The 19,776-nt window shown below is 67.4% G+C and carries 19 protein-coding genes; 17 read left to right on the top strand and 2 right to left on the bottom strand.

The window, feature by feature from the left end:
• The first annotated feature begins 164 nt into the window (after positions 1-164).
• From ACFQRC_RS04460 to ACFQRC_RS04540, 17 genes are all read left to right on the top strand, one after another.
• The gene (locus ACFQRC_RS04460; RefSeq protein ID WP_379958195.1) at positions 165-716 is read left to right on the top strand and encodes a hypothetical protein; all 552 of its coding nucleotides are present in this window, start codon (positions 165-167) and stop codon (positions 714-716) included.
• On the top strand, positions 713-1,129 hold the full coding sequence (locus tag ACFQRC_RS04465; RefSeq protein ID WP_379958197.1) for a hypothetical protein: 417 nt from the start codon (positions 713-715) through the stop codon (positions 1,127-1,129). Before ACFQRC_RS04460 ends, ACFQRC_RS04465 begins: the two co-directional genes overlap by 4 nt.
• A gap of 244 nt (positions 1,130-1,373) precedes the next feature.
• Complete coding sequence (locus ACFQRC_RS04470) at positions 1,374-1,898, top strand: hypothetical protein (protein ID WP_379958199.1); 525 nt, start codon at positions 1,374-1,376, stop codon at positions 1,896-1,898.
• A gap of 50 nt (positions 1,899-1,948) precedes the next feature.
• Complete coding sequence (locus ACFQRC_RS04475; protein ID WP_379958202.1) at positions 1,949-3,379, top strand: hypothetical protein; 1,431 nt, start codon at positions 1,949-1,951, stop codon at positions 3,377-3,379.
• 592 nt (positions 3,380-3,971) lie between these two features.
• Entirely contained in the window at positions 3,972-4,145 is a 174-nt protein-coding gene (locus tag ACFQRC_RS04480) for a DUF465 domain-containing protein (protein WP_379958204.1), read from the top strand.
• Between the two features lie 78 nt (positions 4,146-4,223).
• The gene (locus tag ACFQRC_RS04485; RefSeq protein ID WP_379958206.1) at positions 4,224-4,547 is read left to right on the top strand and encodes a hypothetical protein; all 324 of its coding nucleotides are present in this window, start codon (positions 4,224-4,226) and stop codon (positions 4,545-4,547) included.
• A 292-nt stretch (positions 4,548-4,839) separates the two neighbouring features.
• Positions 4,840-5,565 (top strand): chorismate mutase, encoded by a 726-nt coding sequence (locus tag ACFQRC_RS04490; RefSeq protein ID WP_379958208.1) that lies wholly within the window; start codon positions 4,840-4,842, stop codon positions 5,563-5,565.
• Positions 5,562-6,821 (top strand): 3-deoxy-7-phosphoheptulonate synthase, encoded by a 1,260-nt coding sequence (locus tag ACFQRC_RS04495; protein WP_379958210.1) that lies wholly within the window; start codon positions 5,562-5,564, stop codon positions 6,819-6,821. Before ACFQRC_RS04490 ends, ACFQRC_RS04495 begins: the two co-directional genes overlap by 4 nt.
• Complete coding sequence (aroA, locus tag ACFQRC_RS04500; RefSeq protein ID WP_379958212.1) at positions 6,818-8,149, top strand: 3-phosphoshikimate 1-carboxyvinyltransferase; 1,332 nt, start codon at positions 6,818-6,820, stop codon at positions 8,147-8,149. The genes ACFQRC_RS04495 and aroA overlap by 4 nt, the downstream gene beginning before the upstream one ends.
• The gene (locus ACFQRC_RS04505; RefSeq protein WP_379958214.1) at positions 8,146-8,700 is read left to right on the top strand and encodes a prephenate dehydratase domain-containing protein; all 555 of its coding nucleotides are present in this window, start codon (positions 8,146-8,148) and stop codon (positions 8,698-8,700) included. The genes aroA and ACFQRC_RS04505 overlap by 4 nt, the downstream gene beginning before the upstream one ends.
• Positions 8,701-9,759: a chorismate synthase gene (aroC, locus tag ACFQRC_RS04510; RefSeq protein WP_379958216.1), complete on the top strand. Its 1,059-nt coding sequence runs from the start codon at positions 8,701-8,703 to the stop codon at positions 9,757-9,759.
• Entirely contained in the window at positions 9,756-10,844 is a 1,089-nt protein-coding gene (aroB, locus tag ACFQRC_RS04515; RefSeq protein WP_379958218.1) for a 3-dehydroquinate synthase, read from the top strand. Before aroC ends, aroB begins: the two co-directional genes overlap by 4 nt.
• A gap of 4 nt (positions 10,845-10,848) precedes the next feature.
• Positions 10,849-11,682 (top strand): shikimate dehydrogenase family protein, encoded by an 834-nt coding sequence (locus tag ACFQRC_RS04520; protein ID WP_379958220.1) that lies wholly within the window; start codon positions 10,849-10,851, stop codon positions 11,680-11,682.
• A 286-nt stretch (positions 11,683-11,968) separates the two neighbouring features.
• Positions 11,969-12,829 (top strand): phenylalanine 4-monooxygenase, encoded by an 861-nt coding sequence (gene phhA, locus ACFQRC_RS04525; RefSeq protein WP_379958222.1) that lies wholly within the window; start codon positions 11,969-11,971, stop codon positions 12,827-12,829.
• A 262-nt stretch (positions 12,830-13,091) separates the two neighbouring features.
• Positions 13,092-14,108, top strand: coding sequence for a 3-deoxy-7-phosphoheptulonate synthase (aroF, locus tag ACFQRC_RS04530; RefSeq protein WP_379958224.1), 1,017 nt, complete (start codon positions 13,092-13,094; stop codon positions 14,106-14,108).
• On the top strand, positions 14,105-15,658 hold the full coding sequence (locus ACFQRC_RS04535) for an anthranilate synthase component 1 (RefSeq protein WP_379958226.1): 1,554 nt from the start codon (positions 14,105-14,107) through the stop codon (positions 15,656-15,658). The genes aroF and ACFQRC_RS04535 overlap by 4 nt, the downstream gene beginning before the upstream one ends.
• The gene (locus tag ACFQRC_RS04540; protein WP_379958228.1) at positions 15,655-16,266 is read left to right on the top strand and encodes an anthranilate synthase component II; all 612 of its coding nucleotides are present in this window, start codon (positions 15,655-15,657) and stop codon (positions 16,264-16,266) included. Before ACFQRC_RS04535 ends, ACFQRC_RS04540 begins: the two co-directional genes overlap by 4 nt.
• Here the strand turns inward: ACFQRC_RS04540 and cysI are convergent.
• Together cysI and ACFQRC_RS04550 are read right to left on the bottom strand one after the other, a co-directional pair.
• Complete coding sequence (gene cysI / locus ACFQRC_RS04545; protein WP_379958230.1) at positions 16,229-17,944, bottom strand: assimilatory sulfite reductase (NADPH) hemoprotein subunit; 1,716 nt, start codon at positions 17,942-17,944, stop codon at positions 16,229-16,231. The genes ACFQRC_RS04540 and cysI overlap by 38 nt on opposite strands.
• A gap of 10 nt (positions 17,945-17,954) precedes the next feature.
• Positions 17,955-19,769: an assimilatory sulfite reductase (NADPH) flavoprotein subunit gene (locus tag ACFQRC_RS04550; protein WP_379958232.1), complete on the bottom strand. Its 1,815-nt coding sequence runs from the start codon at positions 19,767-19,769 to the stop codon at positions 17,955-17,957.
• Between the last annotated feature and the right edge of the window lie 7 nt (positions 19,770-19,776).

Genomic DNA, 19,776 nt, shown 5'->3' on the forward strand with positions numbered 1-19,776 from the left:
AAGCGGATCGCCTCTAGGGCGAAAACTGTATCCCAAGTGGCTGCCTCATAGAGGAAAGAGCCAACACCGTCGATCATGTAGCTCCGCCAAGCTTGCTCCACGGGATGCTGTATTAGGCTGCCGGCACTTTGCCCGGCGCCCTCAGCTGAGCTAGGTTGGCGCCCATGCCGCAACTGAACCTGAACCTCACCCTCCAGTTGTCCGACGACGAGGCGGCCGCGATCGCCGATGCGCTCGGCTGCTCAGTGGCCGATCTCGCGCAGCATCTCGGGCCCTACGCGCCGGCGGCGCTTCGGGAGTATGCGGAGATGCTCGCTGGGCAGGCTATGACGAGCGTTACCGACCTGCGCGAGCGCCGACTTGTTGCGATGCTCCTCGCCTTGCCCGACATTCCAAGTGACGAGCGGATCGCCCGGCTCTTCAATTTGACGAGCGCCCAAGGCCGAGCGCTGCTGCGCACCACCCTTTCACGGCATCGGAACCGCCTCAAGAGCACGATGGACGTCGCGGCGCGGCGCTTCATCGCAGCGTGCCAAGGCGCGCCGGGCGCCGAGCGCGAGGCGCGGTTCCCAAATGCGGTCGTCGTCGACATGCTCAATGCACAGCTCGCCGCCGCCAGCGCGCCGCGCAGCCCAATCCGTCGCAAGGCCGGTACCTTCGACACCTATGTCGTTTCGAACGGCGCGTTTATCGAGCTGCAGGCGCTCTATCCATGAGCACTACCGAGCATCTCCCCGACGCGATCTCTGCGGCGAGCCTCGTCCTCGCCGTACTCGCGGCGCTCTACACCCTGTGGTTGCCCAACGTGTTGGCGGCGCTCGCAGTCACACCGGAGACCGATCCGGACGACCGCGGACCGCAGCGGGCTCAGGTGCGGATCGCGCTGCTCACCAAGGCGTTGCCGCTCACCTTCGCGACATCGGCTGCTGCGCTGATTCTGCTGCCGCGCGGCATCGCGATTCTTGCCGAAGTATGGGCCCACTGGCGCGACTCGAGCTTCGACGACGTCAAGGCCTTCTACGTTCTCACGCTTTCGCTCATGCTGCTACTGGCGATCGTCTCGGCAACGCAAGTCGTCGGGCTTCTTGCGAAGCGCGCCGAAATCGGCCCGCGACCCAAGCAGCCCTAACCTGCGACCGAGAGCGACCACTGAGCCTGCTCGGCAAACCATGGCCGAGATTTCGGGCCTTCGGACTGTCTAGGATTGGATAGCCCTCCGGTAAGCTCTCGCTCACGGTTGATCACCACCAAGCCTGTTCCGTGCGCGGAGGTTCCTGTTTCCTCGCAGAGGGGGGAATGATTACCGACCGCCGGTGTCTTGAAAGCACCTTCATGGGTCACAATATGTATTTTTGTGACCCATGGAGGGATGGATGGAGAAGACTGAGATACTGAAGGCGCGCGTCAGCGAGGCCTTGCAGCGGGACTTTCTCGAGATCTGCACCGCGATGGGCAAACCGCCGGCCGCGCAGCTGCGCGCACTTATCGATGACTTTGTCGCCGCAAGGCGAGATCTCTTGGAGGACGATGTGAAAATCTATCTGGACCAGCCCGACACCTATATGCACGGCGCCTATCGCGCTCGCATCACGTTGCCGCCTGCCGACGCTGCCGCGTTCAAGGGCGTGCCAATCGCCTTTCCACTGCCTAGGCTGCCTAAGCGCCGCGTCCATGCCGACGACGGCTTCTTCGTCGCCGCCAGCAACTGGGATGGCACCGGCTCGGGCTTCGACGGCGTTCTCGTCGACGGCGTGTGGCAGGGCCATATCTACAGTAACGGGATCGACGAGGACGAAAACCCCACGCCCATCGAAGACGTCGCCGAAGCGCTCAGGGAGGCCGTGACCAAGCGGATCGCTGTGCTGCGCCGCGGCGGCGGTCGCCCCTCGGCACACTGATCATGGTCTCGGACTTGCCCGTATCCTCAGCCCCTGAGGGTCCCGGGGACATGCTCCCGGTCCCGCGCGGATTGTTCGATGTCTATGCGCTGGCGCTGCCGCGCGGCCATGGCTTCGGCGAGTGGCTGCCGTTCGAAGCGTGGCAGAGTCCGGACGAAAATTCATTCGCGATCATGACGCGGCACGCTGAAGACGATAGCATCGGCCTGATTATCATGCGGCGGCGCGAGGACTCGGTCTGGACGGTCCTCCGTGAGGATCATGTACTGGGAAGCGTCGAGGCGGCGCGCGAGCGAGCACAGGCTGCCCTTGAGAACGGCGCGCCGCTGGAGCCGCTGCCTTCCGGGGTGCAGCGCCGCACGCCCTTGCACGATCTTGAAGGGCGCGAGCCGAGCAAGATCTTCAGCATGCTGTTTCAGCCGTCGCACCAAAATGTCGCTTGGCTACTCAACCAACTCTATCTTGCGCTGCCGCGGCCCGACCGGAACTGGGCGGCCGACTGCCAGACCGAGAATTTCCACACCCGGCTTTGGGAGGCGCAGCTGCTGGCGAGCTTTCGCGAACAGGGCATTCTGGTCACCCAGCCGTTCGAGTCGCCCGATTTCCGGATCGAAAACCGCGAGGGCCGCGCGGCGTGGGTCGAGGCGGTGACCGCCAATCCGCCGGTCCGTTTCGAGCCGGTCGGCGCGCGCCCGACCCGCCAGCCCGCCGAACCCGCCGAGCTGTTCTTCGGGGCAGCGGCGCTGCGCTTTGCCAAGACGATCGGCAACAAGCTCCAGCGCAATTATGCCGACCTCGAGCATGTCCAGGGCATGCCGTTCGCGATCGCGCTTGCAGATTTCCACGCGCCATCGTCGATGATGTGGAGCCGCGAGGCACTGATGGGATATCTCTACGGCATCAGCGCCGAGAAGATCGAAATCGATGGCGAACTCGTCGCGGTCGGCGGCGAAGCGACGCGGCTGCTCGGCGCGTCGGGTTTTCCGGCCGGGTTGTTCCGCACCGACGCCCAGAGCGAGCTGTCGGCGATCATCTTCACCAATGCCTGCACGCTCAGCAAGTTCAATCGGCTCGCCATCACCGCGGGCATGCCCACCCACGGACGGCGCTATGTCCGCTATGGCAAGATGTTCGACCCCGGCCCCCACGCGCTCGACGGCCGTCCCTTCTGCCTCGACGTGACGAGCGAGGAATATCGCGGCCTCTGGCCACAGGGTTATGAGCCCTGGTGCGCCGAGCTGGAAGTGTTCCACAATCCGTTCGCACGGCATCCGCTTCCGCACGCATTGTTGCCCGAGGCGACCCATTGGTTCGAGCAGGACGGCGCGATCGACAAACACGCTCATTACCCCAACTCGATCCTGTGGTCGGGCACGCTCATCCTCGATCCCCGTGACCCGATGCCGACCTATGAGACGATTCCGGCCTTCGTCGAGTACCTCGCGCGCCGCCGGATGACCCAGATGAAGAAGCCGGACTGAGATCACGTCGTCGAACTCGAAAGGATCGCCGCCGGCTCGGGTCGGGTCAGCGAGCATCTTATCAGCTCGACGATCGCCACTTAGCCGACATGTGCATCTCTTGCGCGGATCAATCACCACCAAACGGGGCGACTGGAATTCTGCAGCTGATCGCTGATCTCTGCGGGAGCCATCAAACGCGCGGGCTGCCCTGAACGACAGCTACCCTCATGCGAGGCCTGAAAGCCGCCATGCCCCAAAAGGCGCAGCGTGAGCCATTCAGGAGGCGCTTTAGCGGGGCCTTAGGTGCGCCCTCAACACGGCTCCCCGCCCGCCGCGGCCTGAGCTCCTGCAGGTAGCCGCTCTACGACTTCCCATGCGCCCGAGTTCCGTTTTTTGTCATGCTTGGCGCGCCATTCTTCAGATTGGACCCGGGGTTGAAGCCCGCGTGTCCCGTCCATACATCGGTAGAGCGGACCGGGCCCCTCTGGCGGCCGTCCTTGGGACGGTTGTGATGTCGGACCGCATCGGGTTAGCTCGATGCAGGTTCGGATGGCCAATTCCCTCCTTCTCGTAGCCGACCGGTCGATGCAACATCGATAGGAAAGAGGCTATGAACCCGTTTATCTACAGGCTGACCGTCGTCCACCACAAGCTGGACGGCGAGATCAGGCGCGAGCTCAAGAAGCGCGTCCCCGACAGCTTCCGGCTGCTCCGTCTGAAGAAGCTGAAGCTTGCCGTGAAGGATCGCCTGCACGGGCACCTGCTCAAGCCTCAAATGGCCTGACCGCCAAGCCGCTCCGGCTTCAAACCTGTTCCAATGCCGCCCGCCTTCTTCGGCCGGCGAGAGGAGAGATGAAGCAAGATGATGAAAATGATTTTCGCTGCCGTCGCGCTCGTCCCCCTCGCCGCCTGCGACGATGGCGGCGTGATTGACCAGACCATTCAGCAGGGCGTCCGGCAAAGTGCCGTCGAAGCCTGCACGGCATGGGTTCCCCAATCGGAAATCGCGATGGCGGCAGGGATCGACGGACAGCAACTATGCGCCTGCGCGGTTGATGAGGTGCTGGAAGGCAAGACCGTATCCGAGCTGCCGGAGCTGCGTCCGGACAGCGCGGAGTTTCGCGCTGCCGTAGCGCAATGTATCGGGAATATCCAACCAAGCGCCCCGGAACCTGAAACGAGCTGACCGCGCGAGGTCCGCAGGAAACGTCTTGACAGGCGCGGCTTCGGTCGCCAGCCTTTACGCCGTGGCCTAGCGCGCCACCCACGGGAGCTTCAGGCATGCGTACAGGACAGGACATTCGTCGCCCCTCCTCGCCGACGGCCGCTCCCTATTATTTTAGCTCGTTTATGGGCCGGTACGCCCGCTGAGGCGTATCGGAGTCGACCCCAGCCTTCCTGAAAATTCGAGCTGAAACGCCGCCCGCCGTCACCCCCGCGCCCTCGCGCGCGGTTCGGCCCCGGCGAAGAGACATGACATGCTACACAGTCAAGGCCTTCCAAGGCTTGTCCACGATTCCGCGCCCCTCCAGCCGACGCTGGAGGGACTGAGACACGAGATAGATCAGCTGGACGACGCTCTCCTCGACCTGATCGAGCGGAGGATCGCCGCCTCCGGCGCGATCGCGCGACTGAAGCAATCGACGTCGGAAGGACGCCTGAACCTTCGCCCGCGACGGCAGGCGGCGATCGTCGAACGGCTGGCGACGCGGGCGCGCCACACCACTCCGGAGCTCATCGCCCATGTCTGGCGCGAACTGATGTCTCACAGCCTCCAGGCGCAGGTCCGTACCGAATTCGTCATCTGCGCCTCGCGCCAGCCCGAGGCGCTGCGCGAGCGGGTTCGCGAGCGGTTCGGTTCGGCCGCGTCGATCCGGTGCGTCTCGAGCCCGGCCGACGCGCTCGACGCAGCCCGGCAATGCGAAGCGGTGGCGGTGATCGAGCATGACCCGAACAGCGACTGGTGGATCGCGCTCCGAAACTCGGATCTGCTGGCCTTCGACAGGTTCGCGGAGAACGGGCGGCTGCTGGCGATCATCGTCGGGCGGGTGGCCGATGATGACGTCAACGATGGGCCGCTTCTTGTGGTCCTGGATGAGGAGGAGATTGGCGCGCGCAGGCCTCGCGGCCATTCGATCGAGACGCTTTCCTCACAGGGGGAATTGCGGCTCTGCCTCGTTTCGAATGCGGAGGCGGTCCGATGAGCTGGAACCCTGGCAGCTGGCGCCATCGCCCCGCCGCGCAATTGCCCGCTTATCCCGACCCGGCGGCGCTCGGCCGGGTCGAGGCCCGCCTCGGCGCGTCGGCGCCGCTCGTCTGCGTCGCCGACATCCTCCATCTTCAGGCCCAGCTCGCGCACGTCTCATCCGGCCGCGCCTTCCTGCTGCAGGGTGGCGATTGCGCGGAAAGCTTCGCGGAATTCGGCTCGGACAAGGTGAGGATGACCTTCAACCTGCTGCTGCTCATGGGTGCGCTGCTTCGCGCCAGGAGCGGCCGCGAGATCGTCCACCTCGCCCGCATCGCCGGCCAGTTCGCCAAGCCGCGCTCTTCCGACACCGAGACGGCCGACGGCGTGACGCTTCCCAGCTATCGGGGAGACGCGGTCAACGCGCCGGCATTCGACGTCGCCAGCCGCACGCCCGACCCTCGGCGCCTCCTCGACGCGCATCGCCAGGCCCAGGTCACCATCGAATTGCTCAAGGCCTATGCCGCAGCCGCTTATGCCGACCTGCCGACGATCCGCCGCGCCGTCGGCGACGACGAAGCTGGTCGGCCGGTAGCCATGTTCACCAGCCATGAAGCCTTGCTGCTCAACTACGAACAGGCGCTCACTCGGTTCGACGAGGTCAGCGAGCGCTGGTGGGCGATGTCGGGGCACATGATCTGGCTCGGCGACCGAACGCGGCAGCTGGACGGCGCCCATGTCGAATATGCGAGCGGCGTCGCGAATCCGGTCGGCCTCAAATGCGGCCCGAGCCTCGGAGCCGACGAGATGCTGCGCCTGATCGACCGGCTCGATCCGGACAACAAGCCGGGAAGGTTGGTCCTGATCGGACGGTTCGGCGCCGCCCATGTGCGGCGCCACCTGCCGGCGCTGATGCGCGCGACCCGACGAGAGGGCCGTACCGCCATCTGGTCGATCGACCCGATGCACGGCAACACGCGCAGCCTGCGCGGATACAAGACGCGGCTCCTGCCCGACATCGTCGCGGAGACCGCGGCCTTCGTTGAAGTGGCGGAGGCGGAGAACGTTCATGCCGGGGGCATCCACCTGGAAATGACCGGGGCCGACGTGACCGAATGTCTCGGCGGAAGCCTTCCCATGTCCGAGGCGGATCTGCCGCGCCGCTACCTCACCCATTGCGACCCGCGCCTCAACCAGACGCAGGCGCTGGATATCGCCGCCGAGGTCGCAGGCCTGATCGGGAGGCGGACGCTGATCACGTCCGATGCGGCATGAGCATGGCGGCGACGCCCCTTCTTCGGAATCGGGCCGAGGCGTTCCCCTCGCCGGCTCTGCGCGGTGCGATCGAGGTCCCCGGGGACAAGTCGATGTCCCACCGCGCCCTCATCCTGGGGGCTCTCGCGGATGGGACGACGCGGATCGCCGGGCTGCTCGAAGGCCGGGACGTGCTCCACACGGCGGAGGCTGTACGCCGTTTCGGCGCCACCGCCGAGCGCATCGCTCCCGGCGCCTGGCATGTTACGGGCACGCGCTGGCGCTCACCCGTTATTCCGGTCGATTGCGGCAATTCGGGAACCGGGGTCCGACTGCTCATGGGCGCCGCCGCCGGCTTTTCGCTGGCGGCCCTGTTCACCGGCGACCGTTCGCTGAGCAAGCGCCCCATGGAGCGCGTCCTCGATCCGCTGCGCGCGATGGGCGCCGGCTTCGACGCCAGCGAAGGAGGGCGGCTCCCGGTCCGGCTGCGGGGCGGAACGCTCGGCGGCCTATGCTTTCGAAACGAAAGGGCGTCGGCGCAAGTGAAGTCCGCCATATTGCTCGCCGGCCTTCAGGCCCAGGGCGAGGTCGAGGTGGTGGAGCCCGTGCCGACCCGCGATCATATGGAGAATATGCTGCGCGCCTTCGGGTGCGAGGTCGAGATATGCGACGAGGCGGATGGCCGCCACATCCGGCTGGGCGGTCGGCGCGCTCTCGCCGCGACATCGGTTCGGATCCCGGGCGACCCCTCTTCCGCCGCCTTCCCGCTCGTCGCCGGCCTTCTCGTTCCGGGATCGGAGATCATCCTGCGATCGGTGATGGTCAATCCGCTCCGCGCCGGCCTGTTCGCGACCCTGGCCGAAATGGGAGCCGACCTCCGGCTCGACGATGCGCGGTCCATGTCCGGCGAGCAGGTCGCGGACATCAAAGTTCGCTTCGGTCCCCTCCACGGCGTCGTCGTCCCGGCGGAGCGGGCGCCGTCGATGATCGACGAATATCCGATCCTCGCCGTCGCCGCCGCGTTCGCGACCGGCCGGACGGTCATGCACGGACTGGCCGAGCTTCGCGTCAAGGAGAGCGACCGTCTCGCCGCGATCGTCGCCGGACTTCGCGCCTGTGGCGTCGATGCCTGGGACGAAGGCGACACGCTCATCCTCGAGGGCTGTGGCGGACCGCCTCCGGGCGGGGCCGATGTCGCCGCTCACGACGACCACCGCATCGCGATGAGCTTCCTCGTGCTGGGGCTGGCCAGCCAAAACCCCGTCTCGGTGGATTCCGCGGGGATGATCGCCACCAGCTTTCCCGGCTTCGCGATGCTGATGAGGTCGCTGGGCGCGCGGATTTCATGAGCCGGACCATCATCGCCTATCCGGGCCAGCCGGGAGCCTTCAGCCACCAGGCGTGCCTGGTCTTCCGCCCGTCCAGCGAGCCGGTCGCGCTGGCGAGCTTCGGCGCCGTCGTCGCCGCCGTGAATGGCGGCGAGACGGACCTCGGCATCCTGCCGGTCGAGAACAGCGCCGCCGGACCCGTGGCGGAAGTCCATCAGCTTCTCGCGGACGGCGGCCTCGCGACCGTCTCCGAACATGTTCTTCCGGTGCGTATGCATCTCCTCGCTCTTCGGGGCAGCCGGCTCGCGGACATCCGGATCGTCATCAGTCATCCCATGGCGCTTGCCCAGTGCGCCGGGACGCTCCGCTCACTCGCGCTTTCGGGCGAGGCAGCCGCCAACACCGCGGTCGCCGCGAAGAGGTTGGCGGCCACCACCGACCGCCACGTCGCCGTCCTGGCCTCCGAGGCCGCCGCGGAGGCTTACGGTTTGACGATCCTGCGCCGCGATGTGCATGACCAGCCGGACAACGCCACGCGCTTCCGCGTGGTGGGGCGTCCTGGTGAGGCCTGAATGAGCTACAATAGTTTCGGCCGCGTGCTGCGCTTCTCGACCTGGGGCGAGAGCCATGGGCCGGCGATCGGCGCTGTCGTCGACGGCTGCCCGCCGGGGCTCGAACTATCGGAGACCGACATCCAGCCGTGGCTCGATCGGCGCCGGCCCGGCACGTCGCGCTTCACCACCCAGCGGCGCGAGCCCGACGCGGTGCGCATCCTCTCCGGCCTGTTCGAAGGCCGCACCACCGGCACGCCGATAAGCCTGATGATCGACAATGTCGACCAGCGGTCGAAGGATTATGGCGACATCGCCGGCGCCTACCGCCCCGGCCACGCCGATCACGCCTATGACGCCAAATACGGCCTGCGCGACTGGCGCGGCGGAGGACGCAGCTCGGCCCGCGAAACGGCGGCGCGTGTGGCCGCCGGCGCGGTCGCGCGCCTCGTCATCCCGGAGGTCTCGATCCGCGCCTATGTCGTCGAGATCGGCGGCGATCCGATCGACCCGGATGCCTTCGACGACTCCGCTATCGACGCGAACCCCTTCTTCTGCCCGGACGCGGCTGCGGTCGCGCGCTGGGAGCGGCTGATCGACGACGTTCGCAAGGCTGGCTCCTCGGTCGGTGCGGTCGTCGAATGCGTCGCGACCGGCGTTCCGGCCGGCTGGGGCGCGCCGGTCTATGCCAAGCTCGATGCGGAGCTTGCCGCCGCCTGCATGTCGATCAACGCCGTCAAGGGCGTGGAGATCGGCGACGGCTTCGCGGCGGCGCGGGCGCGCGGCGAGGACAATGCCGATCCGATGCGCGCGGGCCCGACCTTCCTCGCCAACCATGCCGGCGGAGTGGCGGGCGGCATTTCCACCGGCCAGCCGGTGGTCGTCCGGGTCGCGTTCAAGCCGACCAGCTCGATCCTGACACCCGTGCCCACGATAGACCGAGAGGGCGCGGAGACCGAGATCAGCACCAAGGGGCGCCACGACCCTTGCGTCGGCATACGCGGCGTGGCCGTCGTCGAGGCGATGATGGCTTTGGTCCTCGCCGACCAGAAGCTGCTCCACCGGGCGCAATGCGGATGACCAGGGTCATTGTCGCGCTCGGCGAGCGAAGCTACGACGTCGTCATCGAGGAGGGCGCGCTGGACCGCGCCAGTGCGCATCTGGCGCCGTTCGCGCGCGATGGCCGTCTGATCGTGGTGAGCGACGAGACGGTCTGGGCCACCCAGGGGGTTCGGCTGACGCGCGGTCTCGGCGCCATCGAGGCGGTGCCGATCCTCGTCGCGCCGGGCGAAGCGAGCAAGAGTTGGGACACGCTCGCTCATGTCGTCGATCGCCTTATCGCGCTGGGCATCGAGCGGCGCGACCATGTCGTCGCCTTCGGCGGCGGCGTGATCGGCGATCTCGCGGGATTCGCCGCTTCGATCGTCAACCGCGGCTGCGGCTTCGTCCAGATACCGACCAGCCTCCTCGCTCAGGTCGACAGCTCGGTCGGCGGCAAGACCGCGATCAACGTGCCGGCCGGCAAGAATCTGGTCGGCGCCTTCCACCAGCCGGCCTTCGTGCTGATTGACCCCAATGTCCTCGCCACGCTCGACCCGCGCCAGCTGCGCGCCGGCTATGCCGAAATCGTCAAATATGCGCTGATCCAGGATGCCGGTTTCTTCGCCTGGCTGGAGGAGAATGGCGCGTCTCTACTCGCCCGCAACCCCGGCGCCCTCCATCATGCCATCGCGACAAGCGTCGCGGGCAAGGCGCGCATCGTCGCGGAGGACGAGCGGGAGACGGCGGGCAAGCGCGCGCTCCTCAACCTCGGCCACACATTCGGCCATGCGCTGGAGGCCGAGACGGGCTTTTCCGACCGCCTCCTCCATGGCGAAGCGGTCGCGGCGGGCATCGTCCTCGCCTTCGATTTCTCGGCCCACAAGGGCCTCTGCCCGGCAGGCGACGCGGAACGGGTCCGCGCGCACCTCGCGGCGGTCGGGCTTCCGACCGACATCCGGGACCTCGGCACCGGCGGACGGCGGCTCGTGGGCCAGATGATGCACGACAAGAAGAAGGAGGGCGGCCGCCTGCCCTTCATCCTCGCCCGCGGGATCGGCCGCGCCTTCCTCGACAGAAAAGTCGACCTGGATGAGGTCGAAGCCTTCCTCGACCGGCGGACCTGACGCCATGGGCAGGCCCTTCGCCGAGGTCATTGGCGATCCCGTCGCCCATTCCCGATCGCCGATGATCCACAAAGCGTGGCTGGCCGATCTCGGTATCGACGGCGATTACGGCGCCGCTCGCGTGACCCCGTCCCAGCTCGCCGATTATCTCGCCGGCCGCCGCGCCGATCCGGACTGGCGCGGATGCAACGTCACCCTGCCGCACAAGCAGGCCGTGCTTCCCCTGCTCGACCATGTCGATCCGAACGCCCGCCGGATCGGCGCCGTCAATTGCGTCTATCGGGGCGCCCAGGGGCTTCACGGGTGCAACAGCGATGTCGGCGGCGTCGCGGCCGCCCTCGATTGCGTCGATCTCAGGGGCGGCAGGGCGGCATTGATCGGCGCGGGCGGGGCGGCGCGGGCTGCGCTCGATTACCTCGCGGGACGGGAGGTGGACCGCATCGCGCTCCTCGTCCGCGATCCGGCGAAAGCGGAGGATCTTCGATCGGCGGTCGCCGGAGCGCGCGTCGAGCTTTGGCCGATGGACCGCTGCGACGGCGCCATGTCGGGTGCCCGCCTGTTGATCAACGCCAGCCCGATGGGAATGGAGGGGGCCCCCGCCATGCCGCCATCCCTGCTCGCCTGCGTCGCCGCCCACGCCCCCGGCACGACCCTGTTCGACATGGTCTACAATCCGCTGGAGACCGGCTTCCTCGCCGCCGGGCGCGCCAATGGCGCCGCCGTCGTCGACGGGCTCGCCATGCTGATCGGCCAGGCGCGGGCGGCGTTTCAACTCTTCTTCGGGCGCCCTCCCCCGGAGGATGCCGAAGCGCGCATTCGTGCCCTTCTGACCACATAAAGGCTTCATTCATCCGCCATCCGGCAGATTGTGGAGCGAACAAGTTGACACGAAATGGAAAGCCGGGTTCAAGAACCGCGATGACGCGCAACGCCGCCTTCGGCCTTCAGGCTCCCGCGACCGCATCCCGCGGCGGCGCCGGCCGCGCGTCCGCCGTCTATTTTACCTATTATCGCACCGCACGGGCGGAAACCGACTGACGCGCGCATTCTCCAGGCACGCAGATTTCGAACCCCGCCCGGTCCTCCAGGCGGGGTTTTTTCTTATGGAAGAAGGAACCACGACGATGTTGCAGACAGAGACGAGCCAGCGCGAGAAGCACGGCGCCCTAGCCTCGCCGACGCCGCCCCTCGGCGCCGCGGCCGACTGGACGGTGCCGCAGCGGTGGGAGGAGCTGACGGCCGAGGATCATTGGGTGTGGGACACATTGTTCGCGCGCCAGCAGACCCTGCTCCACGGCCGCGCGGTCGATGCGTTCGGCCAGGGGCTTGACGTCCTCCACCTCTCCCGCCCCGGCGTGCCCAATTTCGACGAGCTGAACGAGAAGCTCCAGGCCCGCACCGGCTGGACCGTCGTCGCCGTGCCCGGCCTCGTCCCCGACGACGTCTTTTTCCGGCACCTCAGCGAACGCCGCTTCCCGGCCGGCAATTTCATCCGCGCCGCCGACCAGCTCGATTATCTGGAGGAGCCGGACGTCTTCCACGACGTGTTTGGCCATGTCCCCCTCCTCGCCCAGCCCGACGTCGCCGATTTCATGCAGGCGCTCGGCCATCTCGGCCTGCAGGCGCTAGACAAGGGCGCGCTGCACCGCCTCGCCCGCCTCTATTGGTACACGGTCGAGTTCGGCCTCGCCCGCGAGAATGGCGCGCTGAAGATCTACGGCGCCGGCATCCTGTCGAGCTTTGGCGAGTCCCATTATTCGCTGGAGAGCGCCAGGCCGCACCGGCTCGATTTCGACCTCCGGCGTGTGCTCCGCACCGAATACAAGACCGATTCCTTCCAGCTTAGCTATTTCGTCATCGAGCATTTCGAGGACGTGCTGAAGCTGGTCCTCCGGAACGATCTTTCCGCGCTCTATGAGGAGCTGGACCGCCTGCCGGACCTCAGCCCCTGCACCGTCGAGGACCGGGATCTGCTTGCGGCGTGACGAGACGGCTTGACCGGGGATGCCGCGCTCGCCTAGCTCTGGGGCGATGACGACGCACGGCATCCTCGCTGTCTCCGTCGCGGCTCCGGCCGCCGCGATCGCGCGCGTCCCGGCCAATTGGTGGCGCTGGCTCTTCCTCGAAGCCGAAGGCGCGCCTGCCTAGATTGACTCCGTCTCTCGTCCGAGAGGCTTCCGATCGAACCAACCAGGCCCGCCTTTGGCGGGCTTTTTTTCGTCTCCCTCACATCCGGACCACAGGCTCATGATCATCGTCCTCAAACCCGACGCCCCCGCCGACACCGCCGACGAGATGCTCGCACGTATCTCCAAAGCGGGTCTCAAGCCGCTGCACATGCCGGGAGCCGAGCGCGTGGTCCTCGGCGCGCTCGGCGACGAGCGCGTCCTCGCCGAGCTTCACCTCGAAAGCCATCCGGCGGTCGAATCGGTGAAGCCGATCCTCGCCCCCTACAAGCTGGTCAGCCGCGAGCTTCACCCGCACGACAGCGTCGTCCGCATCGGCGCCATGGCGATCGGCGGGTCAGCTTTCCAGGTCATCGCCGGCCCCTGCGCGGTGGAGACGCACGAGCAGACCCGCGCCAGCGCGCTCGCCGCCAAAGCGGCCGGCGCGTCCGCGATCCGCGCCGGCGCGTACAAGCCGCGCACCAGCCCCTACGGCTTTTCCGGCCACGGTCCCGAAGGACTGAGAATTCTCCGCCAGGTCGGCGACGAGCTGGGCCTGCCCGTCGTCACCGAGGTGATGGACACGGCCGACGTCGAGGTCGTCGCGGCCCATGCCGACGCGCTCCAGATCGGCGCGCGCAACATGCAGAATTTCGCTTTGCTCCGCGCCGTCGGCCAGTGCGGCAAGCCGGTACTGCTGAAGCGCGGCATGTCCGCGAAAATCGAGGAGCTGCTGCTCGCCGCCGAATATCTGCTCGCCGCTGGCAATGACCAGGTGGTGCTCTGCGAGCGCGGCATCCGCACCTTCGAGACCGCGACCCGCAACACCCTCGACCTCAACGCCATCCCCTATATCAAACAGCGCTCCCATCTGCCGGTCGTCGTCGACCCGTCACACGGCACCGGCATTCGCGACCTGGTCCAGCCGATGGCGCTCGCCGCCGCCGCCTGCGGGGCTGACGGGTTGCTGATCGAGGTCCATGAGAACCCGGCCGCCGCCCTCTCCGACGGCGCCCAGTCGCTCTATCCGGATCAGTTCCAGGCGCTGATGGAGGCGCTGGCGCCGGTCGTCCGCGCGGTCGGGAGGCGGCTCGGATGACGCCGCCGCAGCTCCGCCAAGGCCAGGTGCGAGCCCTCCACCGCAGCCTGCCGGGCAGGCCGGACCCGCTCGCCCTCTATGCCACGCTGGCGGACGGGGGACGCCGCGCCGACACGGCCCTGCTGGAGCGGTCGGAAGGACCGAGCCTGCTGCTCGACCAGGCGGCGGTGCGATTCGAATGCCGAGGCCGAAACGTCCGCGCCGAGGCTCTCTCCGAATCCGGCCGACGGGTGCTGCGGACGATCGCGGCGCGGATGCCGGACCGCATCACCGCGACGACGGCCGTCCGGCTGGAGCTGACCTTTCCGGAGCCGGAGGGCGAGGACGCGGAACGGCGGCTGATGGCGCCGTCGCCGCTCGACGTTCTGCGCGCCATCCTCGGCTTCGACAATCTGTCCGGGGAGGAGGCGTTCACCCTCGCCTGCCTCGGTATCGTTGCCTTCGATCATGTCGACATGTTCGAGAGCCTGCCGGCCAATCGCGGAGACCCGCTCGGCTTTCCCGACTACGTCTTCTGGCTGGCGGAATCGCTGATTCTGTTCGAGCCCGGCGCCGCGGCCCGGGCGATCTGCGCCGCGTTCGGGGACGACGATCCGGAGGTGGCCCGCCGCGCCTATTTCGGCGCCGCCGAGCGCCTGTCCGCTCTCGTCGCGCGCTGCGCCGGAACTCTCGGCCCCATCGAGGACGAGATGCCACCGGCCTCCGCCGACCCGATCGAAGTCGATCTGGACGACGATGCTTTCGCCGCGATCGTCGCGCGGCTGAAGGGCCATATCGCAGAGGGCGACGTGTACCAGATCGTGCCGTCGCGGGCGTTCCGCGCGCCCTGCTCCGATCCGCTCGCCGCCTTCGCCGCGCTGAGGCGGCTCGACCCCAGCCCCTACCGCTTCTTCGTCGCGGCGCCGCGCCACGTCCTGTTCGGCGCCTCGCCGGAAACGTCGGTGCGGCTGTTCCGGCGGGACGGGTGGAGGACGGTCGAGGTGAAGCCGATCGCCGGCACCCGCGCGCGCGGCGCGACCGGCGACGAGGACGACCGGATGGAGGCAGAGATGCGGCTCGACGCCAAGGAGACGGCCGAGCACATGATGCTGGTCGACCTTGCCCGCAACGACGTCGCCCGGATCAGCATCGCCGGCACGAGGCGCGTCGCCCGGCTGATGACGGTGGAGCGCTACGCGAGGGTGATGCACCTCGTCTCGTCGGTCACGGGGGTGCTGAAGATCGGCCTCGACGCCTTCCACGCGCTCCAGGCCTGCCTCAACGTCGGCACCCTCACCGGCGCGCCCAAGCTACGGGCGATGGAGCTGCTCCGCGAGACCGAGGCCACGAAGCGGGGCCCCTATGGCGGCGCGGTCGGCTGGATCAACGGCGACGGCGACATGGACACGGGCGTCGTCATCCGCTCCGCCGTCGTCCAGGATGGCACCGCCTTTGTCCGCGCCGGCGCCGGCGTCGTCCACGATTCCGATCCGCGCGCCGAAGCCGAGGAGACCCGCCGCAAGGCCTCCGCGCTGCTCTCAGTGCTCACCACCACGGGCGCCGCCGTATGACCCGCGACATAGTCTTCATCGACAATCTGGATTCCTTCACCTTCAATCTGGTCGAGGCGTTCGAGCGGCTGGAGTGCCGTGTGAAGGTGCTGCGCAACAGAGTCGATCCGGCCCAGGCCTTCAAAATGGCACTGGAGCGCGAGGCGCTGATCGTCCTCTCGCCGGGGCCGGGGAGACCGGAGGATGCCGGCTGCTGTCTCGATCTCATCGCCTTGGCGAAATATCGCGTGCCGCTGCTCGGCATCTGCCTCGGCCACCAGGCCATCGTTCTGGAAGCCGGCGGACGGGTAACGCGCGCGCCCGATCCGGTCCATGGCAAGGCGAGCCTCCTGGGGCATGACGGCACCGGACCTTTCCGGAGCCTCCAGGGCCGTCTCCCGGTCGGTCGCTATCACAGCCTCTGCACCCCGGAACCGCCCGCCCGTTTCCATGTCCATGCGAGAATAGGCGGCATGGCGATGGCGATCAGTGACCCGGAGGCGCTGCAGACGGGGCTGCAATTCCACCCCGAATCCATCCTGACGCGCGGGGGCGATACGATGCTCGCCAATATATTGGCGAACGCCCGAGCTATGCCGCGGCCGGAGTCGCTGCCCGACTGCGCATGACGAAATCGCCAAAGCGCTCGTCGGTTTCGCGTTCGCGCGCATAGCGGCCGAGGAGATCCCCGAGCGTATCGAGGATGGCGACCTCGCCTATATTCTCCCGGATGAGCGTGTTGAGCCGTTCGCCGTGAAAGCCGCCGCCCACATAGAGATTGTACTTGCCGGGCGCCCGCCCGGTGAGGGCGATTTCCGCGACATAGGGCCGCGAGCAGCCGTTCGGGCAACCGCTCATCCGGATCGTGATCGGCTCGTCGAGAAGGCCGTTGGCTTCAAGGATGGCTTCGATCCGGGTGATGAGGTCCGGCAAATAGCGCTCGGCCTCGGCCATGGCGAGACCGCAGGTCGGCAACGCCACGCAGGCGATCGAATTGAGCCGGAGTCCGCTTGTCCGGTTGCTGTCGCCCAGGCCGTGCTCGGCCAGCAGCGCGTCGATCTCGCTGCGCGCTTCCGGCTCCACATCGGCGATGACGAGGCTCTGGTTCGGCGTCAGGCGGAACGCCCCCTTGTGGATGCGCGCAATCGCGCGGAGGCCGTCCATGGTCGCCCGGCCCGCCAGGTTCGAGACCCGCCCGTTCTGGATGAACAGGCCGTAGTTGAAGCGGCCGGCCCCATTTTCGCTCCAGCCGAAACGGTCGCCGTTGGAGGTGAGGCTGAACGGCCTCGCCGCCTCGAACGCGAAGCCCATGCGAGTCTCGATCTCGCTCCTGATGAAATTGAGGCCCTTGTCGTCGATCGTATATTTGAACCGCGCCCGCGCCCGGTCGGCGCGGTTGCCGTAATCGCGCTGGACCGACATCACCGCATCCGTCGTCGCGACGAGGCGATCCTTGGGTATGAAGCCGATCACGTCGCCGAGGCGGGGATAGGTATTCGGCTGATTGTCGGTGCGCCCCATGCCGCCGCCGATCGCGACGTTGAAGCCGTGGATGCCGTTCGGCCCGGATATGGCGATAAAGCCCAGATCCTGCGTGTAGACGTCGATGTCGTTCGACGGCGGGACAACGAAGCCGATCTTGAACTTCCGGGGCATGTAGGTGCGCCCGTAAAAGGGCTCCTCGGGCTCGGAAGCGGCGACCCGCTCCTCGCCGTACCAGATTTCGTGATAGCCGCGCGTCTTGGGAATGACGTGGTCGCTCACCTGCTTCGAGAGCGCGGCCACTTCGGCATGGAGGGCCGAGTCCGATACATTGGCGGTGGACATGACGCCGCGCGCATCGTCTCCGCACGCCGCGATCGTATCGAGCAACACCTCGTGCAGCCCCTGGATGGTCGGACGGATATCCTCCTTCAGAACCCAGTGGAACTGGAATGTCTGGCGCGTGGTGAGGCGGAGCGTATTGCCGCCATGCGCCCGCGCCAGCGCGTCGAGCTTCAACCACTGCTCGGGCGTGCACACGCCGCCGGGAAGGCGCACGCGTATCATGAAGGTGAAAGCGGGCTCCAGCTTCTGCCGCCGGCGCTCGTCGCGGAGGTCGCGGTCGTCCTGCTGATAGATTCCGTGGAACTTCATCAGCTTGTTGTCTTCAAAGCGGACGCCGCCGCTGAGGCGGTCGAGCAGACCCAGGGCGATGGTGCCGCGGAGCTGATCGCTGTCATGCTTCAGCCGCTCGTCGGGGCCGAGCTTGTCGAGCGGCTGCGACAGGTCCTTGCTGCGGTCGATTATCGCGGTCTGGATATTCATGGGTCTCTTCTCAATAAACGTCGCGCTGGTAGCGATGCTCGGCCTGGAGCTTGCGGACATAATCCTCGGCCGCCTGGCGCCCGAGGCCGCCCTCGCTTTCAATGATTGCCGTCAGCGCCTCGTTCACGTCCGGCGCCATCGCGGCGGCATCGCCGCAGACATAGAGGTGCGCGCCTTCCTCCAGCCAGGCGAAGAGATCGGCCGCCCTCTCCCTCATCCGGTCCTGGACATAGACCTTGCCGCCGGGGTCGCGCGAGAAGGCCACGTCCATGCGTGTGAGTAAGCCGCTCTTCAGATGGTCCTGCCATTCCGCCTGATAGAGGAAGTCACTGCGGAAATTGCGCTCGCCGAAGAACAGCCAGGAACGGCCGCCGGCGCCTCGCGCCTCGCGCTCCTGGAGAAAGGCGCGATAGGGCGCCACGCCGGTGCCGGCGCCGATCATTATGACCGGCACATCGTCCGCCGGGAGCCGGAAATGCGGATTGCTCTGGACGTAGACGGGCGAGGTCGATCCCATCTCCCCCCGGTCGGCGAGATGCGCGGACGCGACGCCGGCGCGGCCCGTCCCGTGCAGGCTGTAGCGAACCGGCGAGAGCGTCAGATGCACCTCGTCCGGCGCGAAGGCGAGGCTCGACGCGATCGAATAGAGCCTCGGCTGGAGCGGTCGCAATCCAGCAAGAAACGCGTCCGGTTCGAGTCCCGAGACCGGGAAGCGCCGCATGATATCGATCACATGATGGTCGCGGAGGAACGCGACCCTCTCGGCGCCGCGATCCTCGTCCAGAAGCTGCCCGAGCTCCGCCGATCCGCTGATCCTCGCCCATTGCTCGATGAAGCGCGGGGAGGCCTGGCCGATCTCATAGCGATCCCGCAGCGCCTCGCCGAACGTCACGGTCTCGCCTTTGACGCTGACCGTCGCCTCTTCGGCAATGCCCGCCATGGCGAGCAGTTCCGCGACGACGCCCGCATCGTTCGATGCCGCTACGCCGAGAGCGTCGCCCGGTTCGTAGATCAGGCCCGACCCGCCGAGGTCCAGCTCGATATGCCGGGTCTCCTTGGACGATTCCCGGCCGACGATGGCGATATTCTCCAGGACCGTGGCGGCGAACGGGTTGCGCTTGTCGTGGACCGCCTTGGTCGGGAACACGGACGGCGCGGGGGCGGCGGCGCCGGTCGGCTTCTCGGCGGACAGCATTTCGACCATGGCCGTCCTCCAGCCTTCGGCAGGATCGTCATAGTCGATGTCGCAATCAACCCGGTCGCGCAGCCGCTTGCCGCCGAGTTCCTCCAGCCGCCTGTCGAGGCGCTTGCCGGCCTCGCAGTAAAATTCATAGGTGGAATCGCCGAGCGCGAGCACGGCGAAGCGCAGCCCGTCCAGTTTCGGCGCCCTGCCGCTCTCGACATAGTCGAAGAAGCCGGTCGCCGGCTGCGGCGGATCGCCCTCGCCATAGGTGCTGACGACGATCAGCAGATCCTGCTCGTCCTTCAGCCGGCGCGGCTTGTAGTGCGCCATGTCGACCAGCTCCGGCGCGAGGCCTCGCGTCCTGGCTGTTTCGGCCAGCGCCTTGGCGACCTCGGTGGCGTTGCCCGTTTCGGTTCCGCAGAGGATGGTGAGCGTGCGTCCGCCCGAAGCTGGCGCCATCGCCGCGACCGGGGGCGCGAGGGATTCCACGGAAACACCCCGCAACATTCCCGCGTCGAGCCCCGCGAAATAGCCGCTTATCCAGCGCGCCTGCGCCGGGGTCAGCGTGGCGCCGAGCGCCTCGACCTGCCGCCACTGGTCGAGCGTGAGCGCGCCTTCCGCCGCCAGGATCATATGGCCCATCGGTTCG

The organism is Enterovirga sp. GCM10030262 (assembly GCF_042666435.1).
GTDB lineage: Bacteria > Pseudomonadota > Alphaproteobacteria > Sphingomonadales > Sphingomonadaceae > Allosphingosinicella.

Excerpts from the sequence above, each read along its gene's own strand:
- ACFQRC_RS04520 (WP_379958220.1), top strand. The coding sequence starts at position 10,849 with ATGGGCAGGCCCTTCGCCGAGGTCATTGGCGATCCCGTCGCCCATTCC.
- aroC (WP_379958216.1), top strand. The coding sequence starts at position 8,701 with ATGAGCTACAATAGTTTCGGCCGCGTGCTGCGCTTCTCGACCTGGGGC.
- ACFQRC_RS04540 (WP_379958228.1), top strand. The coding sequence starts at position 15,655 with ATGACCCGCGACATAGTCTTCATCGACAATCTGGATTCCTTCACCTTC.
- ACFQRC_RS04485 (WP_379958206.1), top strand. The coding sequence starts at position 4,224 with ATGATGAAAATGATTTTCGCTGCCGTCGCGCTCGTCCCCCTCGCCGCC.
- ACFQRC_RS04490 (WP_379958208.1), top strand. The coding sequence starts at position 4,840 with ATGCTACACAGTCAAGGCCTTCCAAGGCTTGTCCACGATTCCGCGCCC.
- ACFQRC_RS04475 (WP_379958202.1), top strand. The coding sequence starts at position 1,949 with ATGCTCCCGGTCCCGCGCGGATTGTTCGATGTCTATGCGCTGGCGCTG.
- aroB (WP_379958218.1), top strand. The coding sequence starts at position 9,756 with ATGACCAGGGTCATTGTCGCGCTCGGCGAGCGAAGCTACGACGTCGTC.
- ACFQRC_RS04480 (WP_379958204.1), top strand. The coding sequence starts at position 3,972 with ATGAACCCGTTTATCTACAGGCTGACCGTCGTCCACCACAAGCTGGAC.
- ACFQRC_RS04550 (WP_379958232.1), bottom strand. The coding sequence starts at position 19,769 with ATGGGCCATATGATCCTGGCGGCGGAAGGCGCGCTCACGCTCGACCAG.
- ACFQRC_RS04505 (WP_379958214.1), top strand. The coding sequence starts at position 8,146 with ATGAGCCGGACCATCATCGCCTATCCGGGCCAGCCGGGAGCCTTCAGC.
- ACFQRC_RS04465 (WP_379958197.1), top strand. The coding sequence starts at position 713 with ATGAGCACTACCGAGCATCTCCCCGACGCGATCTCTGCGGCGAGCCTC.
- aroF (WP_379958224.1), top strand. The coding sequence starts at position 13,092 with ATGATCATCGTCCTCAAACCCGACGCCCCCGCCGACACCGCCGACGAG.
- ACFQRC_RS04460 (WP_379958195.1), top strand. The coding sequence starts at position 165 with ATGCCGCAACTGAACCTGAACCTCACCCTCCAGTTGTCCGACGACGAG.
- ACFQRC_RS04535 (WP_379958226.1), top strand. The coding sequence starts at position 14,105 with ATGACGCCGCCGCAGCTCCGCCAAGGCCAGGTGCGAGCCCTCCACCGC.
- phhA (WP_379958222.1), top strand. The coding sequence starts at position 11,969 with ATGTTGCAGACAGAGACGAGCCAGCGCGAGAAGCACGGCGCCCTAGCC.
- aroA (WP_379958212.1), top strand. The coding sequence starts at position 6,818 with ATGAGCATGGCGGCGACGCCCCTTCTTCGGAATCGGGCCGAGGCGTTC.
- cysI (WP_379958230.1), bottom strand. The coding sequence starts at position 17,944 with ATGAATATCCAGACCGCGATAATCGACCGCAGCAAGGACCTGTCGCAG.
- ACFQRC_RS04495 (WP_379958210.1), top strand. The coding sequence starts at position 5,562 with ATGAGCTGGAACCCTGGCAGCTGGCGCCATCGCCCCGCCGCGCAATTG.
- ACFQRC_RS04470 (WP_379958199.1), top strand. The coding sequence starts at position 1,374 with ATGGAGAAGACTGAGATACTGAAGGCGCGCGTCAGCGAGGCCTTGCAG.